This is a genomic window from Streptomyces sp. NBC_00490 (assembly GCF_036013645.1).
Classification (GTDB): Bacteria; Actinomycetota; Actinomycetes; order Streptomycetales; family Streptomycetaceae; genus Streptomyces; species Streptomyces canus_F.
Window position 1 is genome coordinate 1,295,648 of sequence record NZ_CP107869.1, and the last position, 12,981, is coordinate 1,308,628.

Genomic DNA, 12,981 nt, shown 5'->3' on the forward strand with positions numbered 1-12,981 from the left:
GCCAGGGTCGGCATGGCGGACGGAGGCCAGGACGACCGGACCGGCGGAGGCATGATGCGCGAGGACGGTGAAGGGCCCGGGGCTGTGGCCGCACGGCTGACCGGGCGGGCGGTGGTGGCACAGCGGCGGTTGACCGGTGAGGTCACCGAAGTCGCGCTGGACGGTGGGCCGGTGATCGTCAAGGAGGCCGGGAGCGCGAGTGCCGCGCGAGCCGAGGCCGCCGGGCTGGGGTGGCTGGCCGAGGCGAGGGCGGTGCGAGTGCCGGTCGTGCACGGCCTCGACCGGCGGTGGCTGGTGACCGGTTGTGTTCCGGAGGGGCCGCCGAGCGCCGCGGCCGCGGTCCGGTTCGGTCGTGAACTCGCCGGGCTGCATGCCGCTGGTGCGCCGGCGTTCGGGGCGCCACCGCCCGACGGCGCTGCCGAGGCGTACATCGGGCTCGCCCCGATGCGGAATGTGCCGGGGAGCGACTGGCCCCGCTGGTACGCCGAACACCGGGTGCTGCCCTATCTGCGTCGGGCTGTCGACCGTGGCACCGTGCTGCGCGACGAGACGGTCGTGGTGGAGCGGGTCTGCGAGCGCCTGGCCGACCTCGCCGGGCCGAGTGAGGCACCGGCGCGGCTGCACGGGGATCTGTGGAGCGGCAATGTGCTGTGGGGCGCCGACGGCCATGTGTGGCTGATCGATCCGGCGGCACACGGCGGGCATCGCGAGACCGACCTCGCCATGCTCCAGCTCTTCGGCTGTCCCCGTCTCACGGAGGTGCTGGAGGGCTACCAGGACACCGCGCCCCTCGCCGCCGGCTGGCGGCAGCGCGTCGGCCTGCACCAGCTCTTCCCGCTCCTGGTCCACGCCGTACTCTTCGGCCGCCCCTACGCCGAACAGGCCCTCGGCACGGCACGGCGGCTCCTGTCCGAAGCCGGCCACTGAGCTGCCGGTGTGCCCTACGGTGGGGCGCCATGAGAGTGCTGATCATCGGCGGGAGCGGGTTTCTGGGAACGGAGCTCGTGCGCCGGGCGACGGCCTCGGGCTGGGAGACGGCGGCGACGTACCATTCCCGCCCCGCAACCGCCCCCGGAGTCACGTGGCACCACGTCGACCTTCGTGACCCCCGCCGGATCGACGAGGTTCTTGCCTCGGTCGCCCCCGACGCCGTCATCAACGCGACGAGTGGACAGGGCGACTGGGCGGTCACGGCCGACGGCTCGATTCGCCTGGTGATGGCCGCCGCGCGTCGCCGCTGCCGTCTGGTGCACGTCTCCAGCGACGCGGTGTTCTCCGGGTCCCGGATTCACTACGGCGAGAGCTGCCTGCCCGATCCGGTCACCCCGTACGGCGCGGCCAAAGCCGCCGCCGAGAGCGCGGTGCGGCTCCTGGCTCCGGGCGCCGCGGTCGCTCGCACTTCGTTGATCATCGGGGACGGCGGATCGGCGCACGAGCGCATGGTGCACGACCTGGCGACGGGCACCGACGACGGCGTCCTGTTCACCGACACCGTCCGCTGCCCGGTGCACGTCGAGGATCTCGCCCGCGCCCTCCTCGAACTCGCGGCGTCCGACCGGCCCGGAGTCTTCCACCTCGCGGGACCGGACGCCCTCAGCCGCCACCACCTCGGTGTCCTCATCGCCCGCCGCGACGGCCTCGACCCGGCCCGGCTGCCCGCCGGACGCCGGACCGACAGCCGCACACCCGGCGCCCTCGACGTCCGCCTCGACAGCGCTGCCACCCAGGGGCGCATCGTCACGCGCCTGCGCGGCGCCCGCGAGTTCCTTCGCGCGGGGCACGGCCCGCATTCCGGCGACCGGGGGTAGGGTCCCGCGGGTGACGACGGTCCCCTCCCCCACCAGGCTGATCGTGCTGCGCGGAAACAGTGCGAGCGGCAAGAGTTCGGTGGCCGCCGGGCTGCGCGAGCGCTACGGCAGGGGCATCGCCCTGGTCAGTCAGGACACCCTGCGCCGCGATGTGCTGCGCGAGCGTGACGTCCCCGGCGCCGCGAACATCGGCCTGATCGACCTGACCGTGCGGCACGCCCTGGAGCACGGCTTTCACACGGTGCTGGAAGGCATCCTGTACGTCGCCCACTACGGCGGCATGCTCGCCGGGCTGCTCGCCGACTACGGTGACCGCGCCCACTGCTACTACCTGGACGTCCCCTTCGAGGAGACTCTGTCCCGGCATGCCACCAAGCCCATCGCCGACACCGTCGGCACGGACGAACTCCGGTCGTGGTACCGGCCGTTGGACCTGCTGCCCGGCGGTGTCGAGACGGTGATCCCGGCGAGCAGCACGCTGGACGCGACGGTCGGGCAGGTGATGAGCGCCCTCGGTGTCAGGCATGCGCCTCCGGCGCCGCGGTGAGGCCGTCCCGCATCCTCGGCGGATCCTCCGGACCGTGACACCGCGTAGTCGCCGCAGCGCGCAATTAGACATCCTGTCAAATTACCGAACCGTAACCTGCACAGTGCTACCACGAGTAACTTACTCGTAGGTAAGGTCCTGGCGAACCACCTCAGTGCGGCATGGGCCGGCCCGTGGGACGGCCGCGTTCCCGTGCCGGTTTCACCTGTGCACCTCTCTGCCAGCCGCTTCCACAGGAGGTTCGCCATGCCCGCACGCAGACGGCTCATGGCCGCAGCAGTCACCGCTGCCGCCTGCCTCGGCGCCCAGTCGCTCTCGGTCACCGCCGCCATGGCAGCGGACGAGGTCGTCTCCCGGGGCGTCACCATCCCGGCGTTCTACAACCCGCCCGCCACGCTGCCCGCCGCCAACGGCACCCTCATCCGCACCGAGCCGCTGCCCCTGGCCCTCAGCCTGCCCGGCCTGGACGGACCGCTCCCCGGCACCGCGACCCGCCTGATGTACAAGTCCACCGACTCGAACGGCCGCCCGGTAGCCGTCACCGGCGCCTACATCGAACCCGCCGCGGCATGGCGGGGCGACGGACCACGCCCCCTGGTCGCGGTGGCACCCGGCACCATGGGACAGGGCGACCAGTGCGCCGCGTCCATGGGCCTGGAGCACCCACTGAACCTCAACGGCCAGACGGTGTCCGTCGGTTACGAGGATCTGTCGATCTACCGCCTCCTCGCGAAGGGCATCGCCGTGGTCGTCACCGACTACGCCGGCCTCGGCGCGACCGACCGCCTGCACACCTACGTCAACCGGGTCGACGAGGGACACGCGGTGCTGGACGCCGTCCGCGCCGCCCGCTCGGTCGGCGGAGCCTCCATCACCTCCGCCTCCCGAGTGGGGCTCTTCGGATACAGCCAGGGCGGCGGAGCGACCGCCTCGGCGGCCGAACTCCAGTCCTCCTACGCCCCCGACGTCACGCTCGCCGGGACCTACGCGGGCGCACCGCCCGCCGATCTGGCCTCGGTCACCAAGGCCATCGACGGCAGCGAACTCGCCGGCGCGCTGGGCTGGTCGCTCAACGGCTTCCTCCAGTCCGACCCGTCCCTGAAGCCCATCGCCGAGGCGCATCTCAACGCGGCGGGCAAGGCGGCCCTCACCGACCTGTCGACCATGTGCGTCGGGGACGCCCTCTTCGGCTACGGCTACGCGAAGAGCACCAAGTGGACGACCGACGGCCGGTCCATCAGCGACATCATCGCCGCGACACCCGCGCTGCAGGCGTTCCTGGACAGCCAGCGCATCGGGACGTTCGAACCGTCCGGCCCCGTGCGTCTGGCGACGGGCGTCAGCGACAACCTCGTACCGCACCGGCAGGCGCGCCAACTCGCCGTCGACTGGTGCAAGAAGGGCGCCGACGTCACGTACAAGGGCGTCGTCCTGCCCGATGTCGGCAGCGCGCTGCTCAACCACTTCGCACCGCTGCTCACCGACCAGGGCGACGCCATCGCCTGGCTGACGGACCGGCTGTCGGGCAAGAAGGCCGCCTCCAACTGCTGGAGCATGCCCGCACAGCTCTGACCGGCCGGCGGAACTCAGGCCGGCTGCAGATAGCGGGCCAGCAGGTCGTCCAGCGTCACCATGCCCGTGAGGCTGCCCGTCGCGTCCCGGACGACGGCGAGGGAGGCACGGTTGCGGCGCAGGAGCTCGATCGCGTCCGCGACCGTGGTCTCCTGCGTCACCTCCGGTACCGGCCGGGCCAGAGCGCGGGCGGTGGCGGTCCTGGACCGGGCCCGGGCCACCAGGGCGTCGCGGGCATGGACGGAGCCGAGGACGCTGCCCGCGTCCCGCACCAGCAGGCGCGTGCGGTCATGGGCGGTGGCCAGGCGCAGGATGTCGTCGATGCCCGCGTCACCGTCGACCGAGGTGATCTCCCCGGCCGGGATCTGGAGTTCCCTGACGGGCGTCTCGGGCTCGACGAGCGAGCGGGTGAGCAGCTCCGAGTCGCTCTCGCTGATCAGGCCGAGGCGTTCGGACTCCTCGACCAGGTGGGTGAGTTGTTCGCGGTTGTGGACCGAGGCGAGTTCGTCGCGCGGGGTGACCCGGCACAGCCGTACGAGCGCGTTGCTCATCCGGTTGAGCACCGCGATCAGCGGGCGGACCGCCTTCACCACGGCGCGGAAGGGCGGGGCGAGGAGCATCGCGGAGCGTTCGGGATGGGCGATGGCCCAGGACTTGGGAGCCATCTCGCCGAGCACCATGTGCAGGAACACCACGACGACCATGGCGAAGACGAACGCGATGCCGTAGCTGAGGGCAGTGGGCAGGCCCAGGTCGTGCAGGAGCGGGTCGAGTTCGTGGGAGATGGCCGGCTTGGAGACCGAGCCGAGGCCCAGGGTGCAGACGGTGATGCCGAGTTGGGCGCCGGCCAGCATCAGCGACAGTTCGCGCATGCCGGCCAGGGCCGCCTTGGCGCCGCGCTGTCCCTGCGCGACGGCCTTCTCCATGCGGTGCCGTTTGGCGGCGACCAGGGCGAACTCGGCGGCGACGAAGAATCCGCTGCCGATGAGCAGCAGCACGGTGACGAAGAGCGCCATCGGGAAGCTCATACCTGCTCCTCCTCGACCTTCTGGATCCGGGCCCGGTCCGGCACGTGCCGGTCGAGCGTGCGTACGTCGATCAACGCGCGTCCTCCGTCGAGGAGTTCGACGGTGAGGCGGTCGCCGATGGCCGGGAAGCGGCCCAGGCGGTCCACGATCAGGCCTGCCACGGTGTCGTAGTCGTCCTCCTCGGGCAGTTCGATGCCGGTGGCGTCGGCGATCTCGTCGAGGCGGCGGCCGGCGTCCACCAGCCAGCCCTCGCCGTCGGGGACGGCGACCTCGATGACGGTGTCGGTCTCGTCGGCGATGTCTCCGACCAGTTCCTCCGCGATGTCCTCGTAGGTGACGATGCCGGCGAGACCGCCGTGCTCGTCCAGGACGACCGCGAACTCGTCGTCCCGCTCACGCATCTGCTCGACGGCGTGCGGCAGCGGGAGGGTGTCGGGCAGCAGCAGCGGGCGGCGGGCCACCGCGCCCGCGGTGGTGGTGGCGAGGGCCGCGGCGGGCAGGCGCATCAGCTCGCGTACGCCGACGACGCCGGGGACGTCGTCGGGGTGGTCGCCGAGGACGGGGTAGGTGGAGTGGCCGTGCTTGGCGATCAGGTCGACGGCCTCGGCCGCGGTGGCGTCCTTGCGGACGAAGACGGCGTCCACACGCGGGACCATCACCTCGTCGAGGGTGCGCTCGGAGAACTCCAGGGCGTGGTCGATGAGTTCGGCGGTCTCCTTGGGCAGTTGCCCCTGTTGGTGGGACTCGCCGATGAGGTGGCCGAGTTCCTCCAGGGTGGCACCGTGGTGGAGTTCCTCGACGGGCTCGATGCCGGCCTTGCGCAGCAGCCGGTTGGCGGCGCCGTCGAAGATCCGCACGAGCGGGCCGACGACCTTGAGGTACGCCAGGGTCGAGGAGGCCAGGGACTTGGCCAGGCGCTCCGGGACGGCGATGGCGAGGTTCTTGGGGGCGAGTTCGCCCAGCACCATCTGGACGACGGTGGCCAGGACGAAGGCGAGGACGACGGAGATGCCGCCCACGGCGCCCTCGGGGATGCCGATGCCGGTCAGCGCGGGCTCGAGCAGTGCGGAGACGGACGGCTCGGCGATGAAGCCGACGACCAGGCCGGTGACGGTGATGCCGAGCTGGGCGCCGGACAGCATGAACGACAGGCGCTCCAGGACCGTCAGGGCGCGGGCGGCCTTCCGGTCGCCCGCCTCCGCCTCACGGGCGAGGGCGAGCCGGTCCGCGGAGACGTAGGCGAACTCCTGGGCCACGAAGTAGCCGGTGCCGGCGGTGAGGACGAAGACGGCCAGCAGACCGAGCAGGGCGCTCACGACACTCATCGGCGCGTCGATCGACAGTGGGCGCCCCGTCGCGTGCCGTGCTCAGGAAGGACCTGGCGGGGTGGTCGGGGGCGGTGCCCCGGGGAGTCCGTCATGGTGGCGGACACGTCGTGCTCCTTACATCGGTGTGCGGTGCGTGAACGAACGCGGTGGGAGGGGAGTTCCTTCCGGACCGGTGGAACTTATCGGTCCGGCCGCGAGTTTCTACGTTGCTGTAGATATTAAGGGGTGCCGGATCGCCGTCCGAGCGGGCCGGGCCCCGACCGACCGTTTGGAGCAGTCATGGCCCTGTGGGACCGGTTCAAGGAGTCCGCGTCGACGATGCAGACGCAGCTCGTGGCGAAGAAGAACGACCTCAAGAGCGGCGCCTTCCGCGACGCGAGCATGGCCATGTGCGCGCTGGTCGCCGCCGCGGACGGGAGTGTCGATCCCTCCGAGCGCCAGCGGGTGGCCCAGCTGATCGCCACCAACGAGGTGCTGCAGAACTTCGACGCCATGGACCTCCAGCGCCGCTTCGACGACAACATCAACAAGCTGACCACCGACTTCGCCTTCGGCAAGGTGAGCGTGCTCCAGGAGATCGGCAAGGCGAAGAAGAAGCCGGCCGAGGCGCGTGCCGTGGTGCAGATCGGCATCGTGATCGGCGGGGCCGACGGCGACTTCGACAAGAGCGAGCAGGCCGTCGTACGCGAGGCGTGTTTCGCACTCGACCTGCCGCCGCACGAGTTCGACCTCTGAGGAGGACGGCGCGCGGCGGCGCCGTCACAGCGGCGTCGCGGCGCGCAGGATGACGATCATCGTCACCGCGGAGTTGGCGGACGACAGCGCGGAGAGCGCCGTACCGGCGGCGGCCGCCCAGGCCGCCATCCCGACCGCGGTGAACACCGAGGGCCAGCCGCGACCGCCGGGAGCGGGCGCCAGCAGGGCCGCCACCCGCCGGGGCACCGGTCCGGGCAGGGCGAAGCCCGCGAGTGCCGGCACGGGAGTGCGGCGGGAGACCAGCGCCGCCCTGCCGATCGCGCGCGCCACGGTGTGGCGGTCGCCGACGACCCGGGCCGCCTCCTCGTCCGCCCAGCGCTCCGTCGTGTAGACGACCGCCGTACGCAGCGGACGCAGAAACGGGTTGGCGCGCGCCGCCAGCTGGGCGACGAGCAGGAACCGGTGGTGCCGGGCGGCCAGATGCACGCGCTCGTGGGCGAATAGGGCGCGCCGCTCGGCGGGCCCGAGAGCGGACAGCAGGGCCGTGGTCACCACGATGCGGCCACGGGTCCCGCCGGGCAGGGCGTACGCGTACGGCTCGCCGTCGGGCAGGATCGCGACCTGCGTGCCGGGCAGTCCGGCCAGCGCCCGGTGGGCGCGCCGTCGTACCCGCGCGTGCCGCCACAGCGCCCGCCCGCACAGCACGGCGACGGCCAGCAGGGCCGGGATGGCGGCCTTGCCGGCCACCTCGTCGTAGGGGACGGTCTCGCGGACCTCGGGGTCGGACCAGCCGTCGGGCAGGGGGTTGCCCGGCAGCTGCGCCGTGCCGACCACCATCAGCAGCCCCAGACAGACCGTGCTGCACAGCGCCATCACTCCGGCCACGCCCGTCAGCAGGCGGGTGGCGACACGGGGATGCAGACGCTGTTCGGCGAGTCTCGCGATCGGCCAGGCCGTCAAGGGCAGCACCAGCGGAAGGAAGACGAACACCCCCATGAGAAGTCAGTGGTCCCTTTCGCCCTCGGCCGCTTCGCCCACGTCGCCTTCGCCCTCCGCCTGCCCCAGCAGGTCGCGCAGCAGCTTCTCGTCGTCCGGATCGAGCGAGGTGACGAAGCTGGCGAGGACCGCCTCGCGGTCGCTCTCGCCGTCCAGGAGTTTGCGCATCTTGTGGGCCGCCAGCCCGGCCTGGTCCGACACCGGGGTCCAGACGAAGGACCGGCCCGAGCGCTCCCGGGTCACCGCGGCCTTGGCCAGCAGCCGGGTCAGGATCGTGATCACCGTCGTATAGGCGAGGCCCGCGCCGAGCCGCTCCTGCACCCAGCCCGCCGTCGCCGGACCGTCGGCCTCGCGCAGGGCCGACAGAACCTGCGCCTCCAGCTCACCCTGCCCCCGTCGCCGGGGCCTTCGGTGATCCGTCACGTCCTGTCTCCCTTCCGCTGCCACGCACGTCACAGGCGGTCCATGGTAAGGACACCGGCGGCTCCGCACGGTCGGGCAGGGGTACGCTGCCCGCCTGGCCGAGATCGCCTCCGACTTCGGCGTCCCCGTCTGATCCGGAGGGATCCCCATGTTCGGACTGAGCGAGCTCGCCATCCTGCTCATCGTCGTCATCGCCGTCCTGGCGGCGAAGAAGCTCCCCGAACTGACCCGCTCTGCGGGCAAGTCGGCGCGCATTCTCAAGGCGGAGAAGGACGCCATGGACGACGGCCCGGCCGAGGGACGGGCGAACCCCGAGGTGATTCAGGGCGAGGTCGTCACGCCTCGCCCCCAGGACGACGGTCCGGCCCGGTCATGAGAACAGGGTGTTCAGGTCCGGCTTCTTGTCGCCGAACAGGCCGTCCTTCTCGCTGAGTGCGGCCAGCTTCTCCAGGGAGGCCATGTCGACGTCGGTCGGCCAACTGGGGAGGATGAGGTTCTTCAGGACATCGCCGCTGATCTTGGTGTAGGTCGTGAGGGTCTGACGGGCCTCGTCCGGGTGGGCGGAGGCGTACTCGAGCGACTCCGTCATGGCTTCGGTGAACTTCTTCACCAGGTCCGGGTTCTGCTGCGCGAACTGTGCCGAGGTGAAGTACGTCGCCACGGTGAGCTCGGGGTCCGTCTCGGCGAACGGTGAGGCCACGACGCGGGCGCCCTGCGCCTTGGCGACCGTCTGCGCGGGCTCGCCCATCCAGGCGGCGTCCACCCGGCCGTCGTCCACGGCGGCGGGCATCTGGTCGAAGGGGATCTCGACGAACTTGACCTCGGAGGGGTCGCCGCCGGCCTTGCGCACCGACTCGCGCACGGTGGTGTCGCCGATGTTCTGCAAGGTGTTCACGGCCACCGTCCGTCCGGCGAGGTCCTTGGCCGTCCTGACGGGGCTGTCCTTCTTCACCATCACGGCGGTGACGTCACCGCCGACCTTGCCGTTGGAGGCCGCCCCGTTGACCACGGACTTGACCGGAACTCCCTTGACCTGGGCGACCATCAGCGAGGTCGTGTTGCTGAACCCGAACTTGAACTGCCCGCTCACCACACCGGGGACGATCGCGGCGCCGCCCTGGGCGGGGACCATCTCCAGCTTGATGCCACGGCTGCTGAAGAAGCCCTTCTCCTGCCCCAGATAGAGCGGGGCGACGTCGACGATCGGAATGATGCCGACCTTGACCGTCGTGGTCTTGCCGCCTCCCGAGGATGACGAGTCACCGGCGTCCGAGTCCGAGGATCCGCATCCGGCCACGGCGACGAAGGTGATCAGCGCTGCGCCGAACCCGAGTATGCGCCTTCGCATGGGCTCCTCCTGGGGGAAGGGGTGGGGGAAGAGACCACGGCTGTCCTGGTGCGGCTCGACAGCCCGGCTTGTTTGTGCATTTTCGCGACGGCCGCAATCTACACGCCACACTTCACACTGTCAGTACTCCGGACAAGGCTCCGTCCACGATGCGCGGTCACCGCCCGGACAGTACGGTGCAGGCATGGTCGCCAAGAAGGCGGAGAAACTGCCGCGCAAGGTGTACGAGAAGGAACTGCTGCGCCTGCAGACGGAGTTGGTGAAGCTCCAGGAGTGGGTGCGGGCCACCGGGACCCGGCTGGTCGTCGTCTTCGAGGGGCGGGACGCGGCGGGCAAGGGCGGCACCATCAAGCGGGTCTCCGAGCATCTCAACCCGCGTGTGGCACGGATCGCCGCGCTGCCCAAGCCGACCGAGCGCGAGCGCAGTCAGTGGTACTTCCAGCGCTACGTCGAGCATCTGCCGGCCGCCGGCGAGATCGTGCTGTTCGACCGGTCCTGGTACAACCGGGCCGGGGTCGAGCACGTGATGGGCTTCTGCACCAAGCAGGAGCACCAGCTCTTCCTGCGCCAGTGCCCCGTCTTCGAGCGGATGCTCGTCGAGGACGGCATCCTGCTGCGCAAGTACTGGTTCTCGGTGAGCGACACCGAGCAGCAGGAACGCTTCCGGCGCCGGCTGGAGGATCCGCTGCGGCGCTGGAAGCTCTCGCCCATGGACCTGGAGTCGATCACCCACTGGGAGGCGTACTCGCGGGCCAAGGACGAGATGATGGTGCACACCGACATCACCGATTCCCCGTGGTACGTGGTGGAGAGCGACGACAAGCGCCGCGCCCGGCTCAACACCATCGCCCATCTGCTGAGCTCGGTGCCGTACCACGACGTGCCACCACCGGTCCTGGAACTGCCCGACCGCCCGGAGTCGACCGGCTATCAGCGCACGCCGCGCGATCTGCAGACCTACGTCCCCGATCACGCGGCACGCCTGTGACACACCCCGCGCGGGCTACGCCGTCGTCAGCGGCAGCGCGGTGAAGGTGTGCCGCTCCCACAGCCGGCGTGAGAGCTCCTCCGGGTAGGCGGCGACCGTGGGTTCGGTGTCGAGGAGCCGGACGAGGCGGCGCTCGGGATCGTAGGCGGGCCAGCCCGGGTCGCCCGTCGTGGCGAACGCGGTCCAGGAGGAGCGGATGTGGGCGGAGAGGGCCTCGGTCTCGGGCGAGGGGGTGGGTCCGATCAGCATGGCGCCCAGACCGGTGCCGTCGAACACACCGAAGGTCAGGGGTACGTCCAGCCCGTGACAGGCGCCGAGTGCGCCGCCGTTCGCGGGGGCGGACCAGGTGAGGTCGTAGACGTGCGCCCGGCCGCCGCCGGCCACATGCGCCTGGGCCAGCCGCAGTGAGGGCATGCGGAACAGCCAGTCGGACTGCACGAGTTCGAACAGGTACTCCGTGGAGGCGTCGGGGAAGGCCGCCCGGTAGGCCCGCTCGGCGTCCGGCGTCGGGCCGAACAGGCTCAGGGTCAGTGCGGCCAGTCCGTCGTCCACCCGGCCGAGCAGCCCGCCGAGCAGGAGGAAGAGGCGGTACTCGTCCCTGTTGTGCCCGGCGATCAGCTCCACGTCACGGGCGGCGCCGTCCGCGAGGGCCTCCCAGGGTGCGGTGGGCAGGACCTCGCCGTCGACGACGGGCGAGAAGGGGGTGGGAGTGAGGGCGACGGCGCCCCAGCGAGGCACGTGTTCACGCATACGGCCGCTCAGCGCGGCCCCCGCCTCGGGAAGCTTGCGCGGGTCCACCCCGGCGAGGTCGGCCACGGTGGGCCGCAGCCCGATCCCGGCGGCCAGGGTCTGCGCGATGTCGGCGGCGAGCGCGTCCGAGAAGTACGTGCCCGGCACGCTCTGCGCGATGGCCCGCCGGAACAGCCCCCGCGCCCCCGGCATCGCCATCAGCGCGGCGATGGACCCCGCGCCCGCCGACTCACCGAAGACGGTGACCTGCTCCGGATCGCCTCCGAAGGCGGCGATGTTCTCGCGCACCCACTCCAGCGCCGCCACCTGGTCGAGCAGACCGCGGTTCGCGGGAGCGCCCTCGATCCGCAGGAAGCCCTCGATGCCGACCCGGTAGTTCAGGGTGACCACGACGACCCCGCCCTCGCGCGCGAGCCGGCCACCGTCGTAGGCGGGGTCGTCGGAGGAGCCGAACTTGTAGGCGCCGCCGTAGATCCACACCATCACCGGGCGGCGTGCCACCGGGTCCGCGTCCGGCGTCCAGACGTTCACGGTGAGCCAGTCGTCACCGGCCGGAAGGGTCCCGGGAGCCTCGGGGCCGAACGGTTCCTGCGGTGGAGGCGGGCCGAACGCGAAGGCCTCCCGTACGCCGTCCCAGCGCTCCACCCGCCGCGGAGCCGCGAAGCGGGCCTCGCCCACGGGAGGCTGCGCGTACGGGATTCCGCGGAACACCGCCAGGGCACCCTCCCGCCGACCGCGTACCGCGCCCGCCGCCGTAGCGGCCTCCGGATACTCGCTTGTGCTCATCGACGACTCCTCACCGGATCCATGTACTGGTGAAAACTAGTGCACCTGGCGAACATGGAACACCCCTCACCCGGAAAAGGCCTCCACCCGGCGGATCACCTAGTCGACGGGCCCACTGGACGGCGCGGCCGGGAACGGGGTGCCCCAGGCTTCCTCCTCCAGTTGGAGTCCGTTGGCCAGGTGACTGATCGTGCGGTACCAGCCGGTCAGCACGAGGAACTCCAGGAGCTGGTCGTCCTCGTAGTGGACGCGCAGGGCGTCCCAGGCGGGCTGCGAGAGGCGGGCGGTGTCGTGCAGTTCGTCGACGGCGGCGAGGAGCGCGGTGTGGCGGGGCAGCCAGGAGGTCGTCGCGGTGGGGTCGGCCTCCGTCGTCGCCCGGATCTGCTCCTCGGTGAGTCCCGCCTGCCGGGCCAGGGAGGCGGCGTGCACGCCCCATTCGTAGGCGCAGCCCGCGCGTGCGGTGACGCGGGCGATGACGATCTCGCGGTCCGTCGCGGGCAGCAGTCCGTGACCGAGGAGTCCGGAGCCCAGGACGAACATCCGGGAGGTCAGTTCCGGGTTGCGGTGCAGGACACGGAACAGGGTGAGCGGCTCGTGCGGTACGTCCGGGGGCATCCAGCGGCGCAGTGACTGGTCGACGGCGGCGGAGTAGGGCGGGTGGAGCGGTTCTATGCGCGGCATACGACACCCTCCTGCTTCGATTTTCGAATC

At 71.4% G+C, this 12,981-nt stretch carries 14 protein-coding genes; 7 read left to right on the plus strand and 7 right to left on the minus strand.

Features of this window, described 5'->3' with window-relative positions:
• The first annotated feature begins 12 nt into the window (after positions 1-12).
• The 4 genes from OG381_RS05785 to OG381_RS05800 all read left to right on the plus strand — a co-directional run bounded on the left by OG381_RS05785 (position 13) and on the right by OG381_RS05800 (position 3,927).
• On the plus strand, positions 13-927 hold the full coding sequence (locus tag OG381_RS05785; protein ID WP_327715017.1) for a fructosamine kinase family protein: 915 nt from the start codon (positions 13-15) through the stop codon (positions 925-927).
• A gap of 29 nt (positions 928-956) precedes the next feature.
• Positions 957-1,808 (plus strand): SDR family oxidoreductase, encoded by an 852-nt coding sequence (locus OG381_RS05790; RefSeq protein WP_327715018.1) that lies wholly within the window; start codon positions 957-959, stop codon positions 1,806-1,808.
• A gap of 10 nt (positions 1,809-1,818) precedes the next feature.
• Positions 1,819-2,355: an AAA family ATPase gene (locus OG381_RS05795; RefSeq protein ID WP_327715019.1), complete on the plus strand. Its 537-nt coding sequence runs from the start codon at positions 1,819-1,821 to the stop codon at positions 2,353-2,355.
• A 246-nt stretch (positions 2,356-2,601) separates the two neighbouring features.
• Positions 2,602-3,927, plus strand: coding sequence for an alpha/beta fold hydrolase (locus OG381_RS05800; protein ID WP_327715020.1), 1,326 nt, complete (start codon positions 2,602-2,604; stop codon positions 3,925-3,927).
• Positions 3,928-3,941: 14 nt separating this feature from the next.
• Here OG381_RS05800 and OG381_RS05805 read toward each other — a convergent pair whose 3' ends face one another.
• Positions 3,942-4,955, minus strand: a complete 1,014-nt coding sequence (locus OG381_RS05805; RefSeq protein ID WP_327715021.1) for a hemolysin family protein — start codon at positions 4,953-4,955, stop codon at positions 3,942-3,944.
• Positions 4,952-6,280: a hemolysin family protein gene (locus OG381_RS05810; RefSeq protein WP_327715022.1), complete on the minus strand. Its 1,329-nt coding sequence runs from the start codon at positions 6,278-6,280 to the stop codon at positions 4,952-4,954. Before OG381_RS05810 ends, OG381_RS05805 begins: the two co-directional genes overlap by 4 nt.
• Positions 6,281-6,562: 282 nt before the next feature.
• Here OG381_RS05810 and OG381_RS05815 point away from each other — a divergent pair, with 282 nt between their 5' ends.
• Positions 6,563-7,018: a tellurite resistance TerB family protein gene (locus tag OG381_RS05815; protein ID WP_327715023.1), complete on the plus strand. Its 456-nt coding sequence runs from the start codon at positions 6,563-6,565 to the stop codon at positions 7,016-7,018.
• A 24-nt stretch (positions 7,019-7,042) separates the two neighbouring features.
• On the opposite strand, the gene OG381_RS05820 is transcribed toward OG381_RS05815, so the two are convergent.
• Positions 7,043-7,975, minus strand: a complete 933-nt coding sequence (locus tag OG381_RS05820) for a M56 family metallopeptidase (protein WP_327715024.1) — start codon at positions 7,973-7,975, stop codon at positions 7,043-7,045.
• A gap of 6 nt (positions 7,976-7,981) precedes the next feature.
• Entirely contained in the window at positions 7,982-8,398 is a 417-nt protein-coding gene (locus OG381_RS05825) for a BlaI/MecI/CopY family transcriptional regulator (RefSeq protein ID WP_327715025.1), read from the minus strand.
• 148 nt (positions 8,399-8,546) lie between these two features.
• Between OG381_RS05825 and OG381_RS05830 the strand changes: the two genes are divergently transcribed.
• Positions 8,547-8,774: a twin-arginine translocase TatA/TatE family subunit gene (locus tag OG381_RS05830; RefSeq protein ID WP_327715026.1), complete on the plus strand. Its 228-nt coding sequence runs from the start codon at positions 8,547-8,549 to the stop codon at positions 8,772-8,774.
• Here the strand turns inward: OG381_RS05830 and OG381_RS05835 are convergent.
• Complete coding sequence (locus OG381_RS05835) at positions 8,769-9,746, minus strand: ABC transporter substrate-binding protein (RefSeq protein WP_327715027.1); 978 nt, start codon at positions 9,744-9,746, stop codon at positions 8,769-8,771. The two genes, OG381_RS05830 and OG381_RS05835, sit on opposite strands and share 6 nt — an antisense overlap.
• 184 nt (positions 9,747-9,930) lie before the next feature.
• Between OG381_RS05835 and ppk2 the strand changes: the two genes are divergently transcribed.
• Positions 9,931-10,734: a polyphosphate kinase 2 gene (gene ppk2, locus OG381_RS05840; RefSeq protein WP_327715028.1), complete on the plus strand. Its 804-nt coding sequence runs from the start codon at positions 9,931-9,933 to the stop codon at positions 10,732-10,734.
• Positions 10,735-10,749: 15 nt separating this feature from the next.
• Here ppk2 and OG381_RS05845 read toward each other — a convergent pair whose 3' ends face one another.
• Both OG381_RS05845 and OG381_RS05850 read right to left on the minus strand, forming a co-directional pair.
• Positions 10,750-12,270 (minus strand): carboxylesterase/lipase family protein, encoded by a 1,521-nt coding sequence (locus OG381_RS05845; RefSeq protein ID WP_327715029.1) that lies wholly within the window; start codon positions 12,268-12,270, stop codon positions 10,750-10,752.
• Between the two features lie 99 nt (positions 12,271-12,369).
• Positions 12,370-12,951, minus strand: a complete 582-nt coding sequence (locus tag OG381_RS05850; protein WP_327715030.1) for a carboxymuconolactone decarboxylase family protein — start codon at positions 12,949-12,951, stop codon at positions 12,370-12,372.
• Between the last annotated feature and the right edge of the window lie 30 nt (positions 12,952-12,981).